Below are 17,360 nucleotides of genomic sequence, written 5' to 3' on the forward strand. Positions count from 1 at the left end.
CGGTGCGGCCGGCGCCGTCGCGCGTGGGCTGCTCAGCCGGTGGCCGGGGCGGTCGCGTCGGCGAGGTCGAAGGCCGCCTGGACCAGGGCAAGGTGGCTGAAGGCCTGCGGGAAGTTGCCGGCCATCCGGCCGGCGTCGGGGTCGTACTCCTCCGAGAGCAGGCCGACGTCGTTGACCAGGCCCACCAGCCGGTCGAAGAGGGCGTGGGCGTCGTCGAGGCGGCCGGCGCCGGCGTACGCCGAGACCAGCCAGAACGCACAGGCGAGGAAGGGGTTCTCGTCGCAGTCGAGGCCGTCGACACCGGAGTCGGTGCGGTAGCGCAGGACCAGCCCGTTGCGCACGAGGTCCTCCTCCACGGCGGCGATGGTGCCGAGCACGCGCGGGTCGTCGCCGGGCAGGAAGCCGACAGCGGGGATCTGCAGCAGGGCGGCGTCGAGCTCCGTGCTGCCGTAGGCCTGCACGAAGGTGCCGCGCTCCTCGTCGTACCCGCGCTCGAGCACCTGCTCGCGCACCCGGTCACGGATCTCCCGCCACCGCTCCACGTCGCCCTCGAGGCCGTACTCCTCGACCGCACGGACAGCACGGTCGAAGGCGACCCAGACCATGACCTGGGAGTGCGTGAAGTGCTGCGGCTCGCCCCGGATCTCCCAGATGCCGCTGTCGGGCTCGTCCCAGTGCTCGGCCAGGTTGTCCACGAGCGCGCGCTGGAGGGACCACGCGTTGCCGTCGGGGTCGTCGCCCTGCTCGCGGACCCGCGTGAGTGCCTCCATGACGGTGCCGAGCACGTCGTGCTGGAGCTGCTCGACCGCCCCGTTGCCGATCCGGACGGGCAGCGAGCCCTCGTAGCCCGGGAGGTGGTCGAGCTCCTCCTCGGGCAGGCGGCGCGCACCGTCGACGGCGTACATGATCTGCAGGTCCTGGGGGTCCCCGGCGACCGCGCGCAGGAGCCAGTCGCGCCAGAGCATCGCCTCCTCGGTGAACCCTGCCTCCAGGAGCGAGCCGAGGGTGAGGGCAGCGTCGCGCAACCAGCAGTAGCGGTAGTCCCAGTTGCGGGCCCCGCCGAAGCACTCGGGCAGCGAGGTGGTGGGCGCCGCGACGATGCCGCCGGTCTCCTCGTGGGTCATCAGCCGCAGGGTGATGAGGGAGCGCCGCACGACCTCGAGGTGCGGCAGGTCGTCGCGGCAGATCTGCGCCCAGTCCTCGTCGTCCTCCACGGTGCGGTTGATGACGTCGTCGTGCGCGGCCAGGTCGTCCAGGGTCCGGTGGGAGGGCAGCCAGGCCATGGAGAAGCGCTTCTCCTCGCCCTCGCGCACCTCGACCTCTCCCTCGTGCACGTGGTCGACGGCGACCGGGAGCTCGGGGCCGCGCAGGACCAGGAGGTCGGGTCCCGCAGTAGCGGTGATGACGGGCTCACCGTCGACCTCGTCGCGACGCACCCACGGACGGACGCTGCCGTAGTCCATCCGCACCCGCCACACGTGGCGGAACCGCACCCGGCCCCGCACCCCCCACAGCACGCGCACGACGTCGGCGCGACCGTCCAGGCGCGGCATCAGGTCGGTGAGGGTGGCCTCGCCGCTCTCGGTGCGGAAGGTCGTCTCCAGTACCGCGGTGTCGCCGACGTACCTCCGCTCGACCGTGTAGTCGTCGACCGGCTCGAGCTGCCAGCAGCCGTGCTCCTCGGTGCCGAGCAGCGCCGCCAGGCAGGCGGGGGAGTCGAAGCGGGGCAGGCACAACCAGTCGATCGAGCCGTTGTTGCCCACCAGGGCGGCACCGCGCCGGTCGCCGATGAGGGCGTAGTCCTCGATGCGCAGGGCCATGCGTCGAACGTACGTGTGCCAGTCTCACCCCCGTGGTGGACGACGGCAGGGACGTTGAGCCGGCTGTGGGCGTGCTCGACCTGGCGCGCGAGGTCGTGGGCCTGCTGCGCGAGCGCGGGGAGGTGCTCGGCACCGCCGAGTCGCTGACCGGCGGACTGCTCTCGGGGGCGGTGACGTCCGTCCCCGGCTCCTCCGCGGCGTACGCCGGTGGGCTGGTCACCTACGCGACGCCGCTGAAGGTGCGCCTGCTGGGCGTGCCGGAGTCGCTGGTGGCCGAGCACGGCGTCGTGTCCGCGGAGTGCGCGCGGGCGATGGCGGTGGGGGCGCGGGAGCGCACCGGCGCGGACTGGGCGCTGGCCACCACCGGGGTGGCGGGCCCGGACCGGCAGGAGGGGCACCCGGCTGGAACGGTCCACGTGGGCCTCGCCGGGCCGGAGGGGACCGTGGTCGCGCGGCGTCTGGAGCTCCCGGGGGACCGGGCCGCCGTGCGCGCCAGCACCGTGCGGGAGGCGCTGGCGCTGCTGCGCGAGGTTCTGCTGAGCGCGAACGCGGGTTCGTGAGCGGGGATAGTCACCCGGGAAGGTCACGGCGTCCGCTAGCGTTGACCCATGGTGCTGTTCCGTCGTCTCCTGGGTGAGGTGCTCCGCGCCCACCGCGTGGACCGCGGCATGACCCTGCGCGAGGTCTCCGCGGAGGCCCGCGTCAGCCTCGGCTACATCTCCGAGATCGAGCGCGGCCAGAAGGAAGCCTCCTCCGAGCTGCTCGCCTCGCTGTGCAGCGCCCTCGACGTCCCGCTCTCCTCGGTGCTGCGCTCGGTCTCCGACGCCGTGGCGCTCGAGGAGGCCGCGATGGCGCCCACGCCCATCCCGGTGGTCCCGATCAAGCCCCCCGTGGTGGCCTCGGCGGCCTAGCCGCCGCTCAGCCGCCCTGGGCTAGGCCTGCGGCTCGGGCTGGCAGCGCGGGCACCAGTAGATCGCCCGCTCCAGACCGGACGGTCCCTGCATGTCCACCCGGACCGGGGTGCCGCAGCGTCGGCACGGGGAGCGGTCGCGGCGGTAGACCCACATCCGCTCCCGCTCGCGCAGGTCCCCGGTGGTCGACTGGACCGCGCGCTGCTTGTTCAGCTCGAGCATCTGCTTGCCGCGGCGCAGCATCCGCGGCAGGGCGGGCAGCTCGCCCACCGGGACCCGAGGGTGGACCCCGGAGACGAAGCAGAGCTCGGCGACGTACATGTTGCCGAGCCCGGCGAGGTTGCGCTGGTCGCGCAGGGCGTCGCCGACCTCCCGGTCCGGCTGCGCGCCGAGCCGTCGCAGCGCCTCCGTCTCGTCCCAGTCCGCACCGAGCAGGTCCGGGCCGAGGTGGCCGACCACCCCGATCTCGGCGTCGGTCGGCAGCAGCTCGACGATCCCGAGGTTGAAGCCCACGGCGACCCGGGACTCGGTCTCCAGCACGACGCGGGCCTGGTGCGTCGGCCGCGGCCAGCGGCGCCCGTGCTCGAGGACCCGCCATGCGCCCTCCATCTTCAGGTGCGTGTGCAGCGTCCAGGCGGAACCCTCGTGCTCGACCCGGGTCAGCAGGTGCTTGCCCCGCGATGCGGTGGTGAGCACGAGACCGCCGCTGAGGTCGACCGTGGCGTGCTGGGGGACCCGGAAGTCGGTCGCGGTCAGCGTGCGCCCGGACAGCTCGCGGTCCAGCAGCCGGGCTGCGCGGTAGACGGTGTCGCCCTCAGGCACCGGTGGTCCCCCCTGGTCTCGTCAGTGCCGCGCCGGGCTCAGGCGCAGCCCGCGCGGGGTCGAGACGAAGCCGGCCTCGGTGAGGGCGGTGCGCAGCGGGGTGGACCCCGAGCCGAGGAGCGGCTCCCCGTCGGCCTTCTCGACCGTCATCCGACCCAGGGCGCCGCGGCCGGCGGCGTCCGCCAGGGACCGGGCGCCCAGGCCGAGCAGCTCGGGGTCGTCGGTGAACGTCAGCAGGGTCTTGCCGCCGCGCTCGACGTAGAGCACCAGCGAGCCGTCGACCAGCACGACCAGGGCGCCGGCCTTGCGGCCGGGCCGGTGGCCGCTGCCGCTCCCGGAACCGTCCTCGGCGGTCGGCCGCTCGGGCCACGGCAGCGCCGCGCCGTAGGGGTTGGCCGGGTCGGTGGCGGCCAGCGCGACGGCGACCACCTCGGCGTCGGCGGCGGCATCGGGACCGGTGGCGGGGTCGGTGAAGGTGCGCAGCCGGTCGATCGCGCCCACCGTGCCGAACTGCGCGGCACCGAGCCCGGAGACGAAGTAGCCCCTCCGGCAGCGGCCGGAGTCCTCGAAGGCGGCGAGCACCTTGTAGACCGCGGCGAAGCCGCCCGGCACCCGCTCGCTGGCGACCGCGCCGCGCGTGACCACGCCGTGCCGGTCGAGCAGATGCTCGGCGGCGGCGTGCGCGCGCCGGGTGGGGTCGGTGTCGAGCTCGGGGAGCAGCGCCCACCGGCCCGCGGTCTGCGGGGGCCCGGTGCGCGCGCCTGCGGCGCGCAGCCGCCCGGCGGTGCCGGTGGTGGAGGCCAGCCGCGGCCGCGCGGGGGTGCGCTTGGTGCGGTGGGCGGTGCCGCCGGAGCGGACCAGCGCGCGCAGCGGCGCCAGGGTGTCGCCGGAGACCCGCCCCGACCACACCAGCTGCCACAGCGTCTTGGCGAGGACGTCGTCGGTGACCGAGACCCCGGCGGCCTCGACCTGGGTGGCGAGCTGGCGGAAGAACCAGGCCCCGCCGCCGGACAGCGCGCCCAGCACCGCCTCGGCGGCCTCGGTGTGGTCGAAGGGGACCGGTTCGGGGAGCGTGAGCGGAGCCTGGTCGGCCAGGTGGAGCGAGACCCAGCCGTCGTTGGCACCGAGCGCTCCGTGGCCGGCCCACAGCACCTCGCCGGAGGCCGTGAGCTCGTCGAGCAGGGCCGGCTCGTAGTCACGGACCCGAGCGGCGAGGACCAGCGGCTCCAGCGCGCTCGCGGGCACGGCGCAGCCGGCGAGCTGGTCGATCGCCGCGACCAGCCCGTCGATGCCGCGCAGGCCGCGTCGGCCGGTGACGTGCTGCCAGGCCGTGCCGAACCGGCCCAGCGCCTCGGGCTCGACCGGCTCGATCTCCTTGCGCAGCCGGGCCAGCGAGCGGCGGCGCAGCTTGCGCAGCACCTCGGCGTCGCACCACTCGCTGCCGCTGCCGGAGGGACGGAACTCGCCGTCGAGGACCCGCCCCTGGGCCGCCAGCCGCTGCAGGGTCAGCCGCACCACCGAGACGCCGAGCCCCAGCCGGGTGGCGACCTCCTCGGCCGTGAACGGGCCGTGGGTGCGGGCGTGCCGGGCGACGAGGTCGGCCAGCGGATCGTCGACGGGGTCGGTGAAGACGTCGGGGGTGCCGGGCGGGACCGGGACGCCGAGGCCGTCGCGGAGCCGGCCGACGTCCTCGATCGCGGCCCACCGGGCCTCCCCGCCCATCCGCACCTCGACGGCGCGGCGGGCGTCGGCGAGCTGCTTGGCCCAGCCGAGGACGTCGGCGCCGTCCGTGGCTCGCGCGGCGAGCTCCTCGGTGCTGAGTGGGCCGAGCAGCCGCAGGAGGTCGGCGACGCCCTCGGCGTCGCGCACCCGCCGGTCCTCGGCGGTGCGCTGCAGCTCGGCCTCGACCTCGGCCAGCACGTCGGGGTCGAGCAGCTCGCGCAGCTCCGCGCGGCCGAGCAGCTCGGCGAGCAGGCCCTGGTCGAGGGAGAGCGCCGCCGCGCGCCGCTCGGCGATGGGGGAGTCGCCCTCGTAGACGAACTGGGCGACGTACCCGAAGAGCAGCGAGCGCGCGAAGGGCGACGGGGCGTGGGTCGGCACGTCGACGACCTGCACCTCGCGCCGCTCGACCCTGCGCATCAGCGAGACCAGGCTCGGCAGGTCGTAGACGTCCTGGAGGCACTCGCGCACGGCCTCGAGGACGATGGGGAAGGAGGGGTACTTCACCGCGACGTCGAGCAGGGCGGCCGCGCGCTGGCGCTGCTGCCACAGCGGGGAGCGGCGGCCGGGGTCGCGGCGCGGCAGGAGCAGGGCCCTCGCCGCGCACTCGCGGAAGCGGGAGGCGAAGAGCGCGGAGCCACCGACCTCCTGGGTCACGACGTCCTCGACCTCGTCGGGCTCGAACGCGACGACGTCGGCACCGGGCGGCTCGGCGTCGGTGTCGGGGATGCGGATGACGATGCCGTCGTCGCTGGCCACCGCCTGCCCGTCGACGCCGTAGCGCTCGCGCAGCCGCGCATTGATGGCCAACGCCCAGGGCGCGTGCACCTGGGTGCCGTACGGCGAGTGGAGCACCAGCCGCCAGTCGCCGAGCTCGTCGCGGAACCGCTCGACCAGCAGCGTGGTGTCGCTGGGCAGGACCGAGGTGGCCTCGAGCTGCTCGTGGAGGTAGTCGACCAGGTTGGTGGCCGCCCATGCGTCGAGCCCCTGGTCGCGGGCCTGCTGCTCGGCCTGCTTGCGCGGTTGCGACCCGAGCTCGCGGACCAGCTGCCCGACCGCCTGGCCGAGCTCGGCGGGCCGACCCAGGCCGTCGCCCTTCCAGAACGGCAACCGCCCGGGGATGCCGGGCGCCGGCGTCACCAGGACCCGGTCGTGGGTGATGTCCTCGATCCGCCACGACGTCGCCCCGAGGGCGAAGACGTCGCCGACCCGCGACTCGTAGACCATCTCCTCGTCGAGCTCGCCGACCCGGGCCCCGCCCTTGCCCGTGTCGCCGCCGACCAGGAAGACGCCGAACAGGCCGCGGTCGGGGATGGTGCCGCCGCTGGTGACGGCCAGCCGCTGGGCGCCCGGTCGCGCCGTGACCTGCCCGGTCACGCGGTCCCAGACCAGCCGCGGGCGCAGCTCGGCGAACTCGTCGGAGGGGTAGCGCCCGGTGAGCAGGTCCAGCACGGCGTCGTACGCCGAGCGCGGGAGTCCCGTGAACGGTGCTGCGCGGCGCACGAGGTCGTAGAGGGCGTCGACGTCCCACGCCTCCATCGCGGTCGTGGCGACCAGCTGCTGGGCGAGCACGTCGAGGGGGTTGGTCGGCACCTTCATCGACTCGATCAGACCGCTGCGCATCCGCTGCACGGAGACGGCGGTCTGGGCGAGGTCGCCACGGTGCTTGGGGAAGAGCACGCCGCGCGAGACCTCGCCGACCTGGTGGCCGGCGCGCCCCACGCGCTGCAGCGCGCTGGCGACGCTGGGCGGGGACTCGATCTGCACGACCAGGTCGACCGCGCCCATGTCGATGCCGAGCTCCAGGCTGCTCGTGGCCACCACAGCCGGCAGCCGCCCGCGCTTGAGGTCGTCCTCGATGAGGGCGCGCTGCTCCTTCGACACCGAGCCGTGGTGGGCCCGGGCGAGGACCGGGGCGGCGCCCTCGCTCCGACCGGACTGCGCCATCACCTCGGCGGGCATGCCCTCCAGGTCGCCCGGTCGGCGGGCGACCAGGTCGCCCGGCTCCGGCTCGACGCCCGCGCGCTCGGCGGCGATCTCGTTGAGCCGCGCCGTGAGGCGCTCGGAGAGCCGCCGGGAGTTGGCGAAGACGATGGTGGAGCGGTGCGCCTCGATGAGGTCCGCGACCCGCTCCTCCACGTGCGGCCAGAGGCTCGAGCCGCGCTCGCTGCTGTCGGGGCCCCCGTCGGGGTCGAAGCCCTCCACACCACCGGGGTTGGTCATGTCCTCGACCGGGACGACGACCGAGAGCTCCCACTGCTTCTCCGACGGCGGGGCGACGATCTCGACCGGCGCCGAGCCGCCGAGGAAGCGGGCCACCTCCTCCAGCGGCCGCACCGTCGCCGACAGCCCGACCCGCTGGGCAGGGGAGTCGAGCAGCGCGTCGAGCCGCTCCAGGCTCAGCGCGAGGTGGGCGCCGCGCTTGGTGCCGGCCACCGCGTGGACCTCGTCGATGATGACCGTGCGCACCCCGCGCAGGGACTCGCGCGCCTGGCTGGTGAGCATGAGGAACAGCGACTCGGGGGTCGTGATGAGGATGTCGGGCGGCTTGGTCGAGAGCCGGCGGCGGTCGGCGGCGCTGGTGTCGCCGGACCGCACGCCCACCTCGACCTCCGGCACCTCGGTGCCGAGGCGGTCGGCGGTGACCCGGATGCCGGTGAGCGGGGCGCGCAGGTTGCGCTCGACGTCGACGGCCAGCGCCTTGAGCGGGCTGACGTAGAGCACCCGGCAGCGCTCCTGCCGGTCCTGCGGCGGCGGCTCGCTCAGCAGCCGGTCGAGCGACCACAGGAACGCGCTGAGGGTCTTGCCCGAGCCGGTCGGTGCGACGACGAGCGCGTGCTTGCCCGCACCGATCGCCTCCCACGCCCCGGCCTGGGCCGGGGTCGGCTCGGCGAACGCCGCGCGGAACCAGGTCCGCGTGGGCTCGCTGAACCGCTCCAGGGCGGCCAGGGTGTCGGGCGTGTCGGGCACCGGCTCATCCTGTCCGATGGCGCCGACAGTCCTCTCGCCTGACAGGGTGGAGCCATGAGTTCTCGGGGATGGGGCGGGGCGGGCCAGGCAGCGGCGTACGCCGCCACGTGCGCGCGGCTGTGCGCCGGGGCGCACCCCGCGGTGCTGGAAGCGGTGCGGCCGCTGACCGGGCGGCGGGTGCTGGACGTCGGCGCGGGCGACGGTCGTCTGGCCCGGGCCCTGCGCGGCGCCGGGGCGCACGTCGTCGCGGTGGACCCCGACCCCGACATGGCCGGCTTCACCGCCGGCCTCCCGGACCTGCCCTTCGAGGACGGTGCGTTCGACGTCGTCGTCGCCTGCTTCGTGCTCAACCACGTCGACGACCCCCGCGCGTCGGCAGCCGAGCTGGCCCGGGTGACCGCACCCGGCGGCCGGGTCGTCGCCACGACCTGGCCCTCCGGCGCCACCGCACAGTCCCGGATGTGGCAGCGGGTGCTCGACACCGAGGGGGTCGTGGCCGCGCCGGGGGTGCGGCTGCCGGAGCACCTGGACTTCCCGCGCACGGTCGACGGCCTGGCCGGGCTGCTGCGCGGTGCCGGCCTCGAGACCGAGGCGCGCGAGGTCGGCTGGACCCACGACGGCCCGCTGGCCGAGCTGTGGGAGGGCGCCGCCGCCGGGATCGGCGGGATCGGGGCGACGGTCGCCGGGCAGCCGGTCGAGGTCCGCGAGCGGTTGCGGGCGGCGTACGACGTGGAGGTGGGCGCGCTCGCCGAGGACGACCGGCTCCGGTTCCGCACCGAGGCGGTGCTCGCCGTCGGCACGCGACCGGGGAGGATGCCCGCGTGAGGTTCACCGAGCACGAGATGACCGCGGCGCTGCAGGGTGCCGTGCGCGCAGCCCTGGCCGAGGACCCCGACCAGGCGCAGGCGCTGTGGGACGGGATGGAGAAGTTCGCACGGTTCCAGACCCTCACCCTGGTCGGCGACCAGGTGCTGCCGGTGCTCGTCGCGCTGCCCGACGTCGTGGTCGAGACCGGCACGCGGGCGGAGTACGACGACGAGACCGTCGCCCGGGTCGCCGCCCCGCTGCTGGCCGCCGAGTGGGACCGCTCCCAGGGCGACGGCTCCTGGGACACCCAGCCCGAGGAGGACCGCGAGGCCTACCTCGACCACCGGGTCGGGCTCGTGCAGGAGGTGCTCTCCCACATGCCGCCGCGGCAGGACCCCGACGCGCTGATCGTCCCCGACCACCTCTGACGGTGCCGACCGTGACGGGCTAGCGACCCGCCCAGCGCGGCTCGCGCTTCTCGGCGAAGGCGGCGACCCCCTCCTTGGCGTCGTCGCTGAGGATCACGGGGGAGGCGAGCTCGCTCTGGCGGGTGAAGGCGTCCTCGACCGGCCAGGTCGGGGCCTCCTCGACGACCCGCTTGCCCACGCGCACCGACAGCGGGGCGTTGCCGGCGATGATCGCGGCGAGGTCGAGTGCGACCGTCAGCGCGTCGCCGGGAGCGACGACCCGGTTGACCAGGCCCAGCTCGTGCATCCGGGCGGCAGGCAGGGCGTCACCGACCAGGGCGATCTCGAGCGCGACGGCGCGGGGGAGACGGGTCGAGATGCGCAGCAGGCCGCCCGCGGCCGCGAGCAGGCCGCGCTTGACCTCGGGCAGCCCGAACGTGCTGTCCTCGGCGGCCACGACGAGGTCGGCGCACAGCGCCAGCTCGAAGCCGCCGGCCAGGGCGGCGCCCTCCACGGCGGCGATCGTGGGCTTGCTGGGGGGCTCGGCGGTCAGGCCCAGCGGGCCGCGGCGCTCGGTGAGGGGGAACTGCCCCCTCGCCGCGCTGGCCAGGTCCATGCCGGCGCAGAAGGACCGGCCGGCGCCGGTCAGCACCAGCACCCGGACCGAGTCGTCGGCCTCGGCGTCGTCGACGGCCCGCTCCAGCAGCCGCGCGGTGCGCAGGTCGATGGCGTTGCGCACCTCGGGCCGGTCCAGGGTGATCACGAGGACGCCGTCGCCCTCGCGGTGGGTGCGCAGTGGTGCCGGCGGGGCCGGGGGCAGGTCGACCCGCTCGTCACCGAGGACGAGCCGGCCCGCCTCCTCCCGGACCGTACGACGCAGCGGGTCCGTACCCGTGAGCAGGGCGAGGTCCTCGGCCGAGTCGCGGCGCAGCAGCACGCGGGCACCGTCGGGTGCGATCGCCGAGACGATCGCCCCCTCGCTGCGACCCTCCCGGTCGTGGGAGACCGTGACGGCCTCGACGACCGCCTCACCGTCCAGCTCGGTGCGCACCGGGCGCGGGGCCGGCCGGTCGAAGGCGGGCTTGAGGTGCGCGAAGCGCTGCTGCGGCGGCGTCGCGGAGTAGACGCCCAGGGCGTGCTTGGTGGCGTACCACCCCAGCGAGCTGGACAGGCCGTACTCCTCGGGCCGCTCGCGCAGGGTCGGCACCATCGTGGCCACCGCGTGCAGGCCGTAGCCGTTGCCGGGCCCACCGGCGGAGGTGAGTCCGCCGGTCACCGACAGCGGCCGGGCCGGGTCGTCCCACGGCAGGCCGATCGCGGCCGCGCCGAGCTGCACGGCGGCGGGGAAGCAGGAGTAGAGGTCGACCGGCCCGAGCTCGTCGACGGTGATCCCCGCGTGCTCGAGCACCGCGGCACCGGCCGCCGCGATGGCGGGGGAGGAGGCCAGGTCGCCCCGCTCGGAGACGAACCACTCGTCGGTGGCCGAGGCCCCGGCGTGCAGGAAGACCCACGTGTCCTGCGGCACCCCGAGCGCCCGGGCCGCCGCCACGCTGGTGACGACCACGCCGGCCGCCAGGTCGACCTGGAGGTTGGCGCACATCAGCTTGGTGTAGTCCCCGGAGACCGCCCGGTTGGCCGGGGTCGGGGTGGCGACCTCCTCGGCGGTGCGCACGGTGGGGTCCCAGGCGTAGGGGTTGTCGGCGGCGATGGCGCTGTGCCGGGCCCACAGGTCGGCGATCCGGTGCCGGTGCTCCTCGGCCTGCTCGCCGGAGGCGCCGCGCAGCGCGGACTCCAGCAGGGCGTAGACGTAGATCGGGGCACCGAGGCCCACGCCGGTCTCGGCCTCGTTGTTGGCCGGGCGGTCGACCCCGATCACCCGGTCCGGGGTGGCGTCCTCGGGCTGGCGGGTCCAGTCGGGCTCGCGGCCCTGCGCCTGGAGGGCGGCGACGGTGGCGCCGGCCTCCGCGCCGCAGACCAGCACGACGTGGGCCGCCCCGGCCGCCACCTGGGCCGCGGCGTCGTTGATCGCCAGCTGCGCGCCGTCGCCGCCGTACGGCGAGGTCTGCACGGTCCCGGCGTCCTCGGCGCCCACCAGGGAGGCCACCAGGCCGGCCTGGTCGCCGTAGGTCCACGAGGCGCTCGGCACCGCGCTGACCAGGTCGGCCCGCGACAGCACCTCCACACCGGCGTCCTGCTCCGCCGCGCGCAGCGCCCGCACCATCGCCTCGACCGGCTCGACGGGGTGCTCGAGGTCGGGGGTGCGCTGGACGACCTGGCCCACGCCGACGACCACCGGGGTGCTCGGGTCGAGCAGGGTGCCGGTGCGCTCGTGCAGGACCGGCTCCTCGGCGACCCGCAGCCGCCCGGACGTGCCGCCCTCGACCAGCCCGGCCAGCAGGGCCAGCGAGTCGCGCAGGGCGACCTCGACGCTGCGCACGGCGGTGAGCCCGACAGGGCCCTTGACCGGCGGGCCGTCGAGCGCGGCGTCCATCCGCACGACCGTCCCGGCGCCGTCCGGCACGACGGTGGCCCACAGGCCCACGGTGATCCCCATCGGACCGGTGCCGCGCAGCGCGAAGCCGGACCCGTCGGCCCGCTCGACGGTCCACCGCGCCTGGGCGGGGATGTCCATGAGCGAGATCTGCTGGACCAGCGTCGCGCCGACCTCCATCCGGGCGGGCCGCTCACCGCGCCAGGACAGGTGGAGCACCAGCCACTCGTGGAGCCGGTCGAGGTCGCCGAGCAGGTCGACCACGTCGGCGGGCGCGGCGGCCAGGTGCCGCTGGCCCTGCACGCGGCGGGAGTAGTCGGCCACGCCGTTGGGCTCGGGGACCACGACGTCGGAGGCCGGGGCGCTGCCGGGGGCGCCGGGCAGCACCTTCCCGACGAGGTCCCCGGCGACGACCCTGGCCGTCTGGCCGAGGACGGGGGCGAGGGTCCTGACGGTGGCGGTGGCGCGCTTCACGGACGGCGGCAGCGGGGGCATGGGCGCGAGCGTAGGACGTGTCCTCAGGTGGTGACGGTCCAGTCCGCCACGTCGATCACGAAGTGCGCCAGGACCAGCGCGCCGAGGTAGAAGGTCGACACCGCCAGGGCCGCACCGGCGCGCACGGCGAGCGGCCGGTGCCGCACCAGTGCGAAGGCGGTCGCCGCGGCCCAGCCCAGGGCGACCTCCGCCGGCACGACGTACACCGCCACCCCGACGATCCGGGTCGTGTCGCCCACCGGTTCCCAGAGCCCGAGGGTCGGGGCGAGCACCTCGGCGCCGGCGAAGACCAGTCCGGCCAGCAGCGCTGCGCGGGCCGCGCTGCCGCCGCTGAGGGAGAGCGCGATGAAGAGCGGCGCCACCCACATCAGCATCATCGCCAGCGGGATCACGTCGTCGAAGCGGGGACCTCCGCGGTCGGGGAAGGCCAGCGTCCCGACCACGTCGGCCAGCACCCAGTCCGGCAGCACCTGGAAGAGCGAGACGAGCACGAGGAAGCCGGCGAGCGCGTGCAGGTCTGCCCCACCTGACGCCCGGCCGGTCGCGCGGGTGGTGAGCAGCAGCGCGACGACGTACGCCGCCACGACGACCAGCACGCCCCAGCCCTGCGCCGGCGGGTCGAGCGAGAGCACCACGGCACCGCCGGCGAACAGGCCGGCGTGGACGACGAGCAGCGGCCACAGCCCCTGCCGAGGGTCACGGGACGAGGGGACGGCAGCGGCGTCGTCGTCGGTCGGGGTCAGCGCGGCCACGGCGGTCAACCTAGCCCCGGGACCCCGCCGGCGGGAGGCTGTCCGCGCGAGGACCTAGGGTGACGCCGTGACGCTCTCGGAACCCGGCTCGATGATCCACGCAGCCGGCCTGCGCAAGTCCTTCGGCGGTTTCGAGGCGGTGCGCGGCATCGACGTCGACGTGCGCCCCGGGGAGGCCTTCGGGTTCCTCGGGCCCAACGGCGCCGGCAAGTCCTCGACCATGCGGATGGTCGCGGCGGTCTCGCCGGTCAGCGGCGGCACGCTGCGCATCCTCGGGATGGACCCCGCCACCGACGGGCCGGCCATCCGGGCCCGGATCGGGGTGTGCCCGCAGGAGGACACCCTCGACACCGAGCTGACGGTCTGGGAGAACCTCTTCGTCTACGGCCGCTACTTCGGGCTGCCCAAGGCCCACGTGCGCGAGAAGGTCGAGGAGCTGCTGGAGTTCGTCCAGCTCACCGACAAGGCGACGGCGATGGTCGACGACCTGTCGGGCGGCATGAAGCGGCGCCTGACCATCGCCCGCTCGTTGGTGAACTCGCCCGAGCTGCTGCTGCTCGACGAGCCGACCACGGGCCTGGACCCGCAGGCCCGGCACGTCGTGTGGGACCGGCTCTTCCGGCTCAAGCAGCAGGGCGTCACGCTCGTGCTGACCACGCACTACATGGACGAGGCCGAGCAGCTCACCGACCGGCTCGTGGTGATGGACAAGGGGCTGATCGTCGCCGAGGGCTCGCCGCTGGCGCTGATCGCCGTGCACTCCACCCGCGAGGTCGCCGAGCTCCGGTTCCCGGTCGCGGCCGAGGGTGGCACGCACGAGCCGCTCGCCGAGAAGGTCGCCGACCTCGCCGAGCGGGTCGAGGTGCTGCCCGACCGGCTGCTGCTCTACACCCACGACGGCGAGGAGACGATGGCCAAGGTGCACGAGCGCGGCCTCGAGCCGATCGCCACGCTGGTGCGCCGCTCCACGCTCGAGGACGTCTTCCTGCGCCTCACCGGCCGGACGCTGGTCGACTGATGACGACCGAGCCGACCGGGCGGCCCAGCCCGGGCACCGCGCCCAGCAGCACCCTCGACGGGGCGCTGCGGCTGCTGGACTACTGGACGACCGCCTACCGGCGCACGTGGAAGGGGAGCGCGGTCTCCTCCTTCGTGGTGCCGCTGCTCTACGTCCTGGCGATGGGGGTGCTGCTGGGGGGCTTCGTCGAGGCCGATCCGGCGACGCTGGAGGGCGCGACCAGCTACCTCGCCTTCGTGGTGCCGGGCATGGTCGCCGCGCAGTCGATGACCACGGTCTTCGGCGAGGTGACCTACCCCGTCATGGGCATGGTCAAGTGGCACAAGACCTACTACGCGATGACCGCCGGGCCGCTGGCCGTGCCGCACGTGGTGCTGGCGCACCTGGGGTTCGTCGCCTTCCGGGTGGCGGTGACGGCCGCGGTCTTCCTGGCGGTCGTGGCGCCGTTCGGGGTCCACGAGTCGTGGTGGGGCGTGCTGCTCGCGTTCCCCGCGCAGGTGCTCATCGGCCTGGCGTTCGCCGCGCCGATCTACGCCTTCTCCGCCGGGCTGAAGGACGAGAGCGCCTTCGCGCTCGTCTTCCGGCTCGGGATGATCCCGCTCTTCCTCTTCTCCGGCGCCTTCTTCCCCGTCGCCAACCTCGACCAGCCGCTGGAGACCCTCGCGGTGCTGACGCCGCTGTGGCACGGGGTCGACCTGACCCGGATGCTCACCCTCGGCACCCTGGAGGCCGGTCCCGCGCTGGTGCACGTGGCCTACCTCGGTGGGCTGGTGGTGCTCGGCTGGTGGTGGGCGCTGCGCCGCCTCGAGCGACGGATGGTGGTCTGAGTGGCGCTCACGCTGACGGGGGTCCAGCGCTCCACCGCCCGCAGCCTCTCGGCCGGCGAGGCCGCCGGGCTGCTGCTCTACCGCAACTTCCTGGCCTACCGCCGCGCCTGGTACATCTTCGCCACCGGCTTCCTCGAGCCGCTGCTCTACCTCTTCAGCATCGGCGTCGGGGTGGGCGCCCTGGTCGGTGACTTCACGTTCAACGGCCAGTCGGTGCCGTACGCCGAGTTCGTCGCGCCCGGCATGCTGGCGGCCTCGGCGATGAACGGCTCGGTGCTCGACTCGACGTTCAACTTCTTCTTCAAGCTGAAGTACAACAAGCTCTTCGACCAGATGCTGGCCACGCCGCTGACGACCCTCGACATCGCCCGCGGCGAGCTGTCGTGGTCGCTGCTGCGCGGCGGCACCTACTCCGCGGGCTTCCTGCTGGTGATGCTCGCGATGGGGCTCGTCTCCTCCTGGTGGGCGGTGCTGGTCGTGCCGGCCGCCCTGCTGATCGGGGCCGCCTTCGGCGCGGTGTGCATGGCGCTGACCACCTGGATGCGCTCGTGGCAGGACTTCGAGCTGGTCACCCTCGCCACGCTGCCGATGTTCCTCTTCTCCGCCACCTTCTTCCCGGTCTCGGCCTACCCCGGCGCCGTCCGCTGGGTCGTGGAGGCCACGCCGCTCTACCGCGGAGTCGTGCTGTGCCGCGAGCTCACGACCGGTGCCGTCACCTGGGCCTCCGCGGTCTCGGTGGTCTACCTCCTCGTGATGGTGGTGGTCGGCCTGCTGCTGTGCCGCCGTCGCCTGGACTCGCTGCTGCTCACCTGAGCATCCCGCGGTCGGGCGACGCCGTGCATGATGGCCCCGTGCGGCACACGGAGTTCTGGGAGCGGATGGACATCGCGCTCGGGGGCGCGTCGGCGCGGTCCTGGGCGACCCTGACGGTGCTCTCGGGCCTGGGTGGCCGCACGCCGCAGGAGGCGCTCGACGCGGGCATCGCCCCCAAGCAGGTGTGGGCCGAGGTCCACCGCTTCCTCGGCCTGCCGGCGACCCTCGCGTGAGCACGAGCACCGGCCCGCACCAGGTCGGTGCGGCGATCGACCAGGCCGCGCTGCAGCGCCGCACCGTGCGCGTGCTGGTGCTGACCCAGGCCGTCGGAGCCATCGGCATCACGATCGGCATCGCCACGGCCTCCCTGCTGGCGCGCGACATCTCGGGCAGCGAGAGCCAGGCCGGGCTCGCCCAGACCTCCCAGGTGCTGGGGGCGGCCGTCGCGGCGTACCTCCTGGCCCGGGTCATGGCCCGACGCGGTCGCCGGGTCGGCCTCGCGACCGGCTACCTCCTCGGCGCCGCCGGGGCGGTGCTCGCGGTCCTGGCGGGCGCCGTCGGCTCGATGCCGCTGCTGCTCCTCGGCGCGCTGCTGCTCGGCTCCACGACGGCCGCCAACAGCGGCGCGAGGTACGCCGCCACGGACCTCGCCGAGGCCCACCACCGCGGCCGGGCCCTGTCGGTCGTGGTCTGGGCCACGACCATCGGCGCCGTCGCCGGCCCCAACCTCACCGGCCCCGCCGCGGCGCTCGCGCGGGCGCTGGACCTGCCCGAGCTCACCGGCCCCTTCGCCCTCGGAGCGGTCGCGATGCTGCTGGCAGCCCTCGTCGTCGGCTCGTTGCTGCGCCCCGACCCGCTCCTCACCGCCCGGGCGCTGGCCGGCGCCGAGGCCGGCGGGCCCGCGGGCACCTCCTGGGGCCGTGTGCGGGCCGCCCTGGTCGAGCGGCCCGTCCTCGTCGCGGCCGTCCTCGGCCTGGTCGGCAGTCACGCGGCGATGGTCGCGGTGATGGTGATGACCCCGCTGCACATGGAGCACGGGGGTGCGGAGCTGCGGATCATCGGCGTGGTCATCAGCGTGCACGTGCTGGGGATGTTCGCCTTCTCCCCGGTCGTGGGCTGGCTGGCCGACCGCATCGGCCGGGCCCCGGTGCTCGGGATCGGCGGTGGGCTGCTGGGCCTCTCGCTGCTGCTGTCGGGCGCCGCGCCGGAGGGCAGCTCCTGGCAGATCTTCGGCGGGCTCTTCCTGCTCGGGCTGGGCTGGTCCTTCGGCACCGTCGCCGCCTCCACGCTGATCGCCGACCACGCCCCGCTGGACGCCCGCGCCGACGTGCAGGGCGCCGCGGACCTCGTGATGAACCTCGGCGCCGCGGTCGCCGGCGGCCTGGCGGGCGTGGTCGTGGGCGCCTTCGGGTACGGCACCCTCTCCCACGGCTCGCTGGCACTCGCCCTGCTCGTGGTCGTCGCGGCGGTGCTCGCCCGGACGGGTCGCGAGCGGCTGGCACAGTGAC

General features: G+C 75.0%; 14 protein-coding genes. 9 read left to right on the top strand and 5 right to left on the bottom strand.

The features are described 5' to 3' along the window. Positions 1-32 precede the first annotated feature (32 nt). The gene (locus tag ACYVID_RS05375) at positions 33-1,820 is read right to left on the bottom strand and encodes a glycoside hydrolase family 15 protein (protein ID WP_460735168.1); all 1,788 of its coding nucleotides are present in this window, start codon (positions 1,818-1,820) and stop codon (positions 33-35) included. Between the two features lie 32 nt (positions 1,821-1,852). On the opposite strand from ACYVID_RS05375, the gene ACYVID_RS05380 reads away from it, so the two are divergent. Further along, positions 1,853-2,380, top strand: a complete 528-nt coding sequence (locus tag ACYVID_RS05380; protein WP_460735170.1) for a CinA family protein — start codon at positions 1,853-1,855, stop codon at positions 2,378-2,380. Between the two features lie 48 nt (positions 2,381-2,428). Then, entirely contained in the window at positions 2,429-2,731 is a 303-nt protein-coding gene (locus ACYVID_RS05385; protein ID WP_300643084.1) for a helix-turn-helix domain-containing protein, read from the top strand. Between the two features lie 21 nt (positions 2,732-2,752). Here the strand turns inward: ACYVID_RS05385 and ACYVID_RS05390 are convergent, their stop codons facing one another. Beyond that, positions 2,753-3,553: a DNA-formamidopyrimidine glycosylase family protein gene (locus tag ACYVID_RS05390; protein WP_460735172.1), complete on the bottom strand. Its 801-nt coding sequence runs from the start codon at positions 3,551-3,553 to the stop codon at positions 2,753-2,755. A 21-nt stretch (positions 3,554-3,574) separates the two neighbouring features. Continuing rightward, a complete protein-coding gene (locus tag ACYVID_RS05395; protein ID WP_460735174.1) occupies positions 3,575-8,242 on the bottom strand; it encodes an ATP-dependent helicase in 4,668 nt (1,555 codons plus the stop codon). 54 nt (positions 8,243-8,296) lie between these two features. Between ACYVID_RS05395 and ACYVID_RS05400 the strand changes: the two genes are divergently transcribed. Together ACYVID_RS05400 and ACYVID_RS05405 are read left to right on the top strand one after the other, a co-directional pair. After that, positions 8,297-9,067 (top strand): class I SAM-dependent methyltransferase, encoded by a 771-nt coding sequence (locus ACYVID_RS05400; RefSeq protein WP_460735176.1) that lies wholly within the window; start codon positions 8,297-8,299, stop codon positions 9,065-9,067. Then, positions 9,064-9,477, top strand: coding sequence for a hypothetical protein (locus ACYVID_RS05405; protein ID WP_460735178.1), 414 nt, complete (start codon positions 9,064-9,066; stop codon positions 9,475-9,477). Before ACYVID_RS05400 ends, ACYVID_RS05405 begins: the two co-directional genes overlap by 4 nt. Positions 9,478-9,496: 19 nt before the next feature. Here ACYVID_RS05405 and ACYVID_RS05410 read toward each other — a convergent pair whose 3' ends face one another. Further along, a complete protein-coding gene (locus ACYVID_RS05410) occupies positions 9,497-12,442 on the bottom strand; it encodes a type II toxin-antitoxin system Rv0910 family toxin (protein ID WP_460735180.1) in 2,946 nt (981 codons plus the stop codon). 23 nt (positions 12,443-12,465) lie between these two features. Then, entirely contained in the window at positions 12,466-13,194 is a 729-nt protein-coding gene (locus ACYVID_RS05415) for a DUF6989 domain-containing protein (protein ID WP_460735182.1), read from the bottom strand. A gap of 67 nt (positions 13,195-13,261) precedes the next feature. On the opposite strand from ACYVID_RS05415, the gene ACYVID_RS05420 reads away from it, so the two are divergent. The 5 genes from ACYVID_RS05420 to ACYVID_RS05440 are packed head-to-tail and all read left to right on the top strand — an operon-like array spanning position 13,262 to position 17,359. Next, entirely contained in the window at positions 13,262-14,212 is a 951-nt protein-coding gene (locus ACYVID_RS05420; protein ID WP_460735184.1) for an ABC transporter ATP-binding protein, read from the top strand. Next, positions 14,212-15,039 carry an ABC transporter permease gene (locus ACYVID_RS05425; RefSeq protein ID WP_460735186.1) on the top strand — a complete coding sequence of 276 codons (828 nt, stop codon included), beginning with the start codon at positions 14,212-14,214 and terminating at the stop codon, positions 15,037-15,039. The genes ACYVID_RS05420 and ACYVID_RS05425 overlap by 1 nt, the downstream gene beginning before the upstream one ends. Continuing rightward, positions 15,040-15,852, top strand: coding sequence for an ABC transporter permease (locus ACYVID_RS05430; RefSeq protein ID WP_460735188.1), 813 nt, complete (start codon positions 15,040-15,042; stop codon positions 15,850-15,852). It begins immediately after the preceding gene. A gap of 38 nt (positions 15,853-15,890) precedes the next feature. Next, entirely contained in the window at positions 15,891-16,085 is a 195-nt protein-coding gene (locus ACYVID_RS05435) for a DUF3046 domain-containing protein (RefSeq protein WP_460735190.1), read from the top strand. After that, positions 16,082-17,359, top strand: a complete 1,278-nt coding sequence (locus ACYVID_RS05440) for an MFS transporter (protein ID WP_460735192.1) — start codon at positions 16,082-16,084, stop codon at positions 17,357-17,359. Before ACYVID_RS05435 ends, ACYVID_RS05440 begins: the two co-directional genes overlap by 4 nt. The last annotated feature ends 1 nt before the right edge of the window (position 17,360 follow it).

This window comes from Nocardioides ginkgobilobae (genome assembly GCF_054781275.1).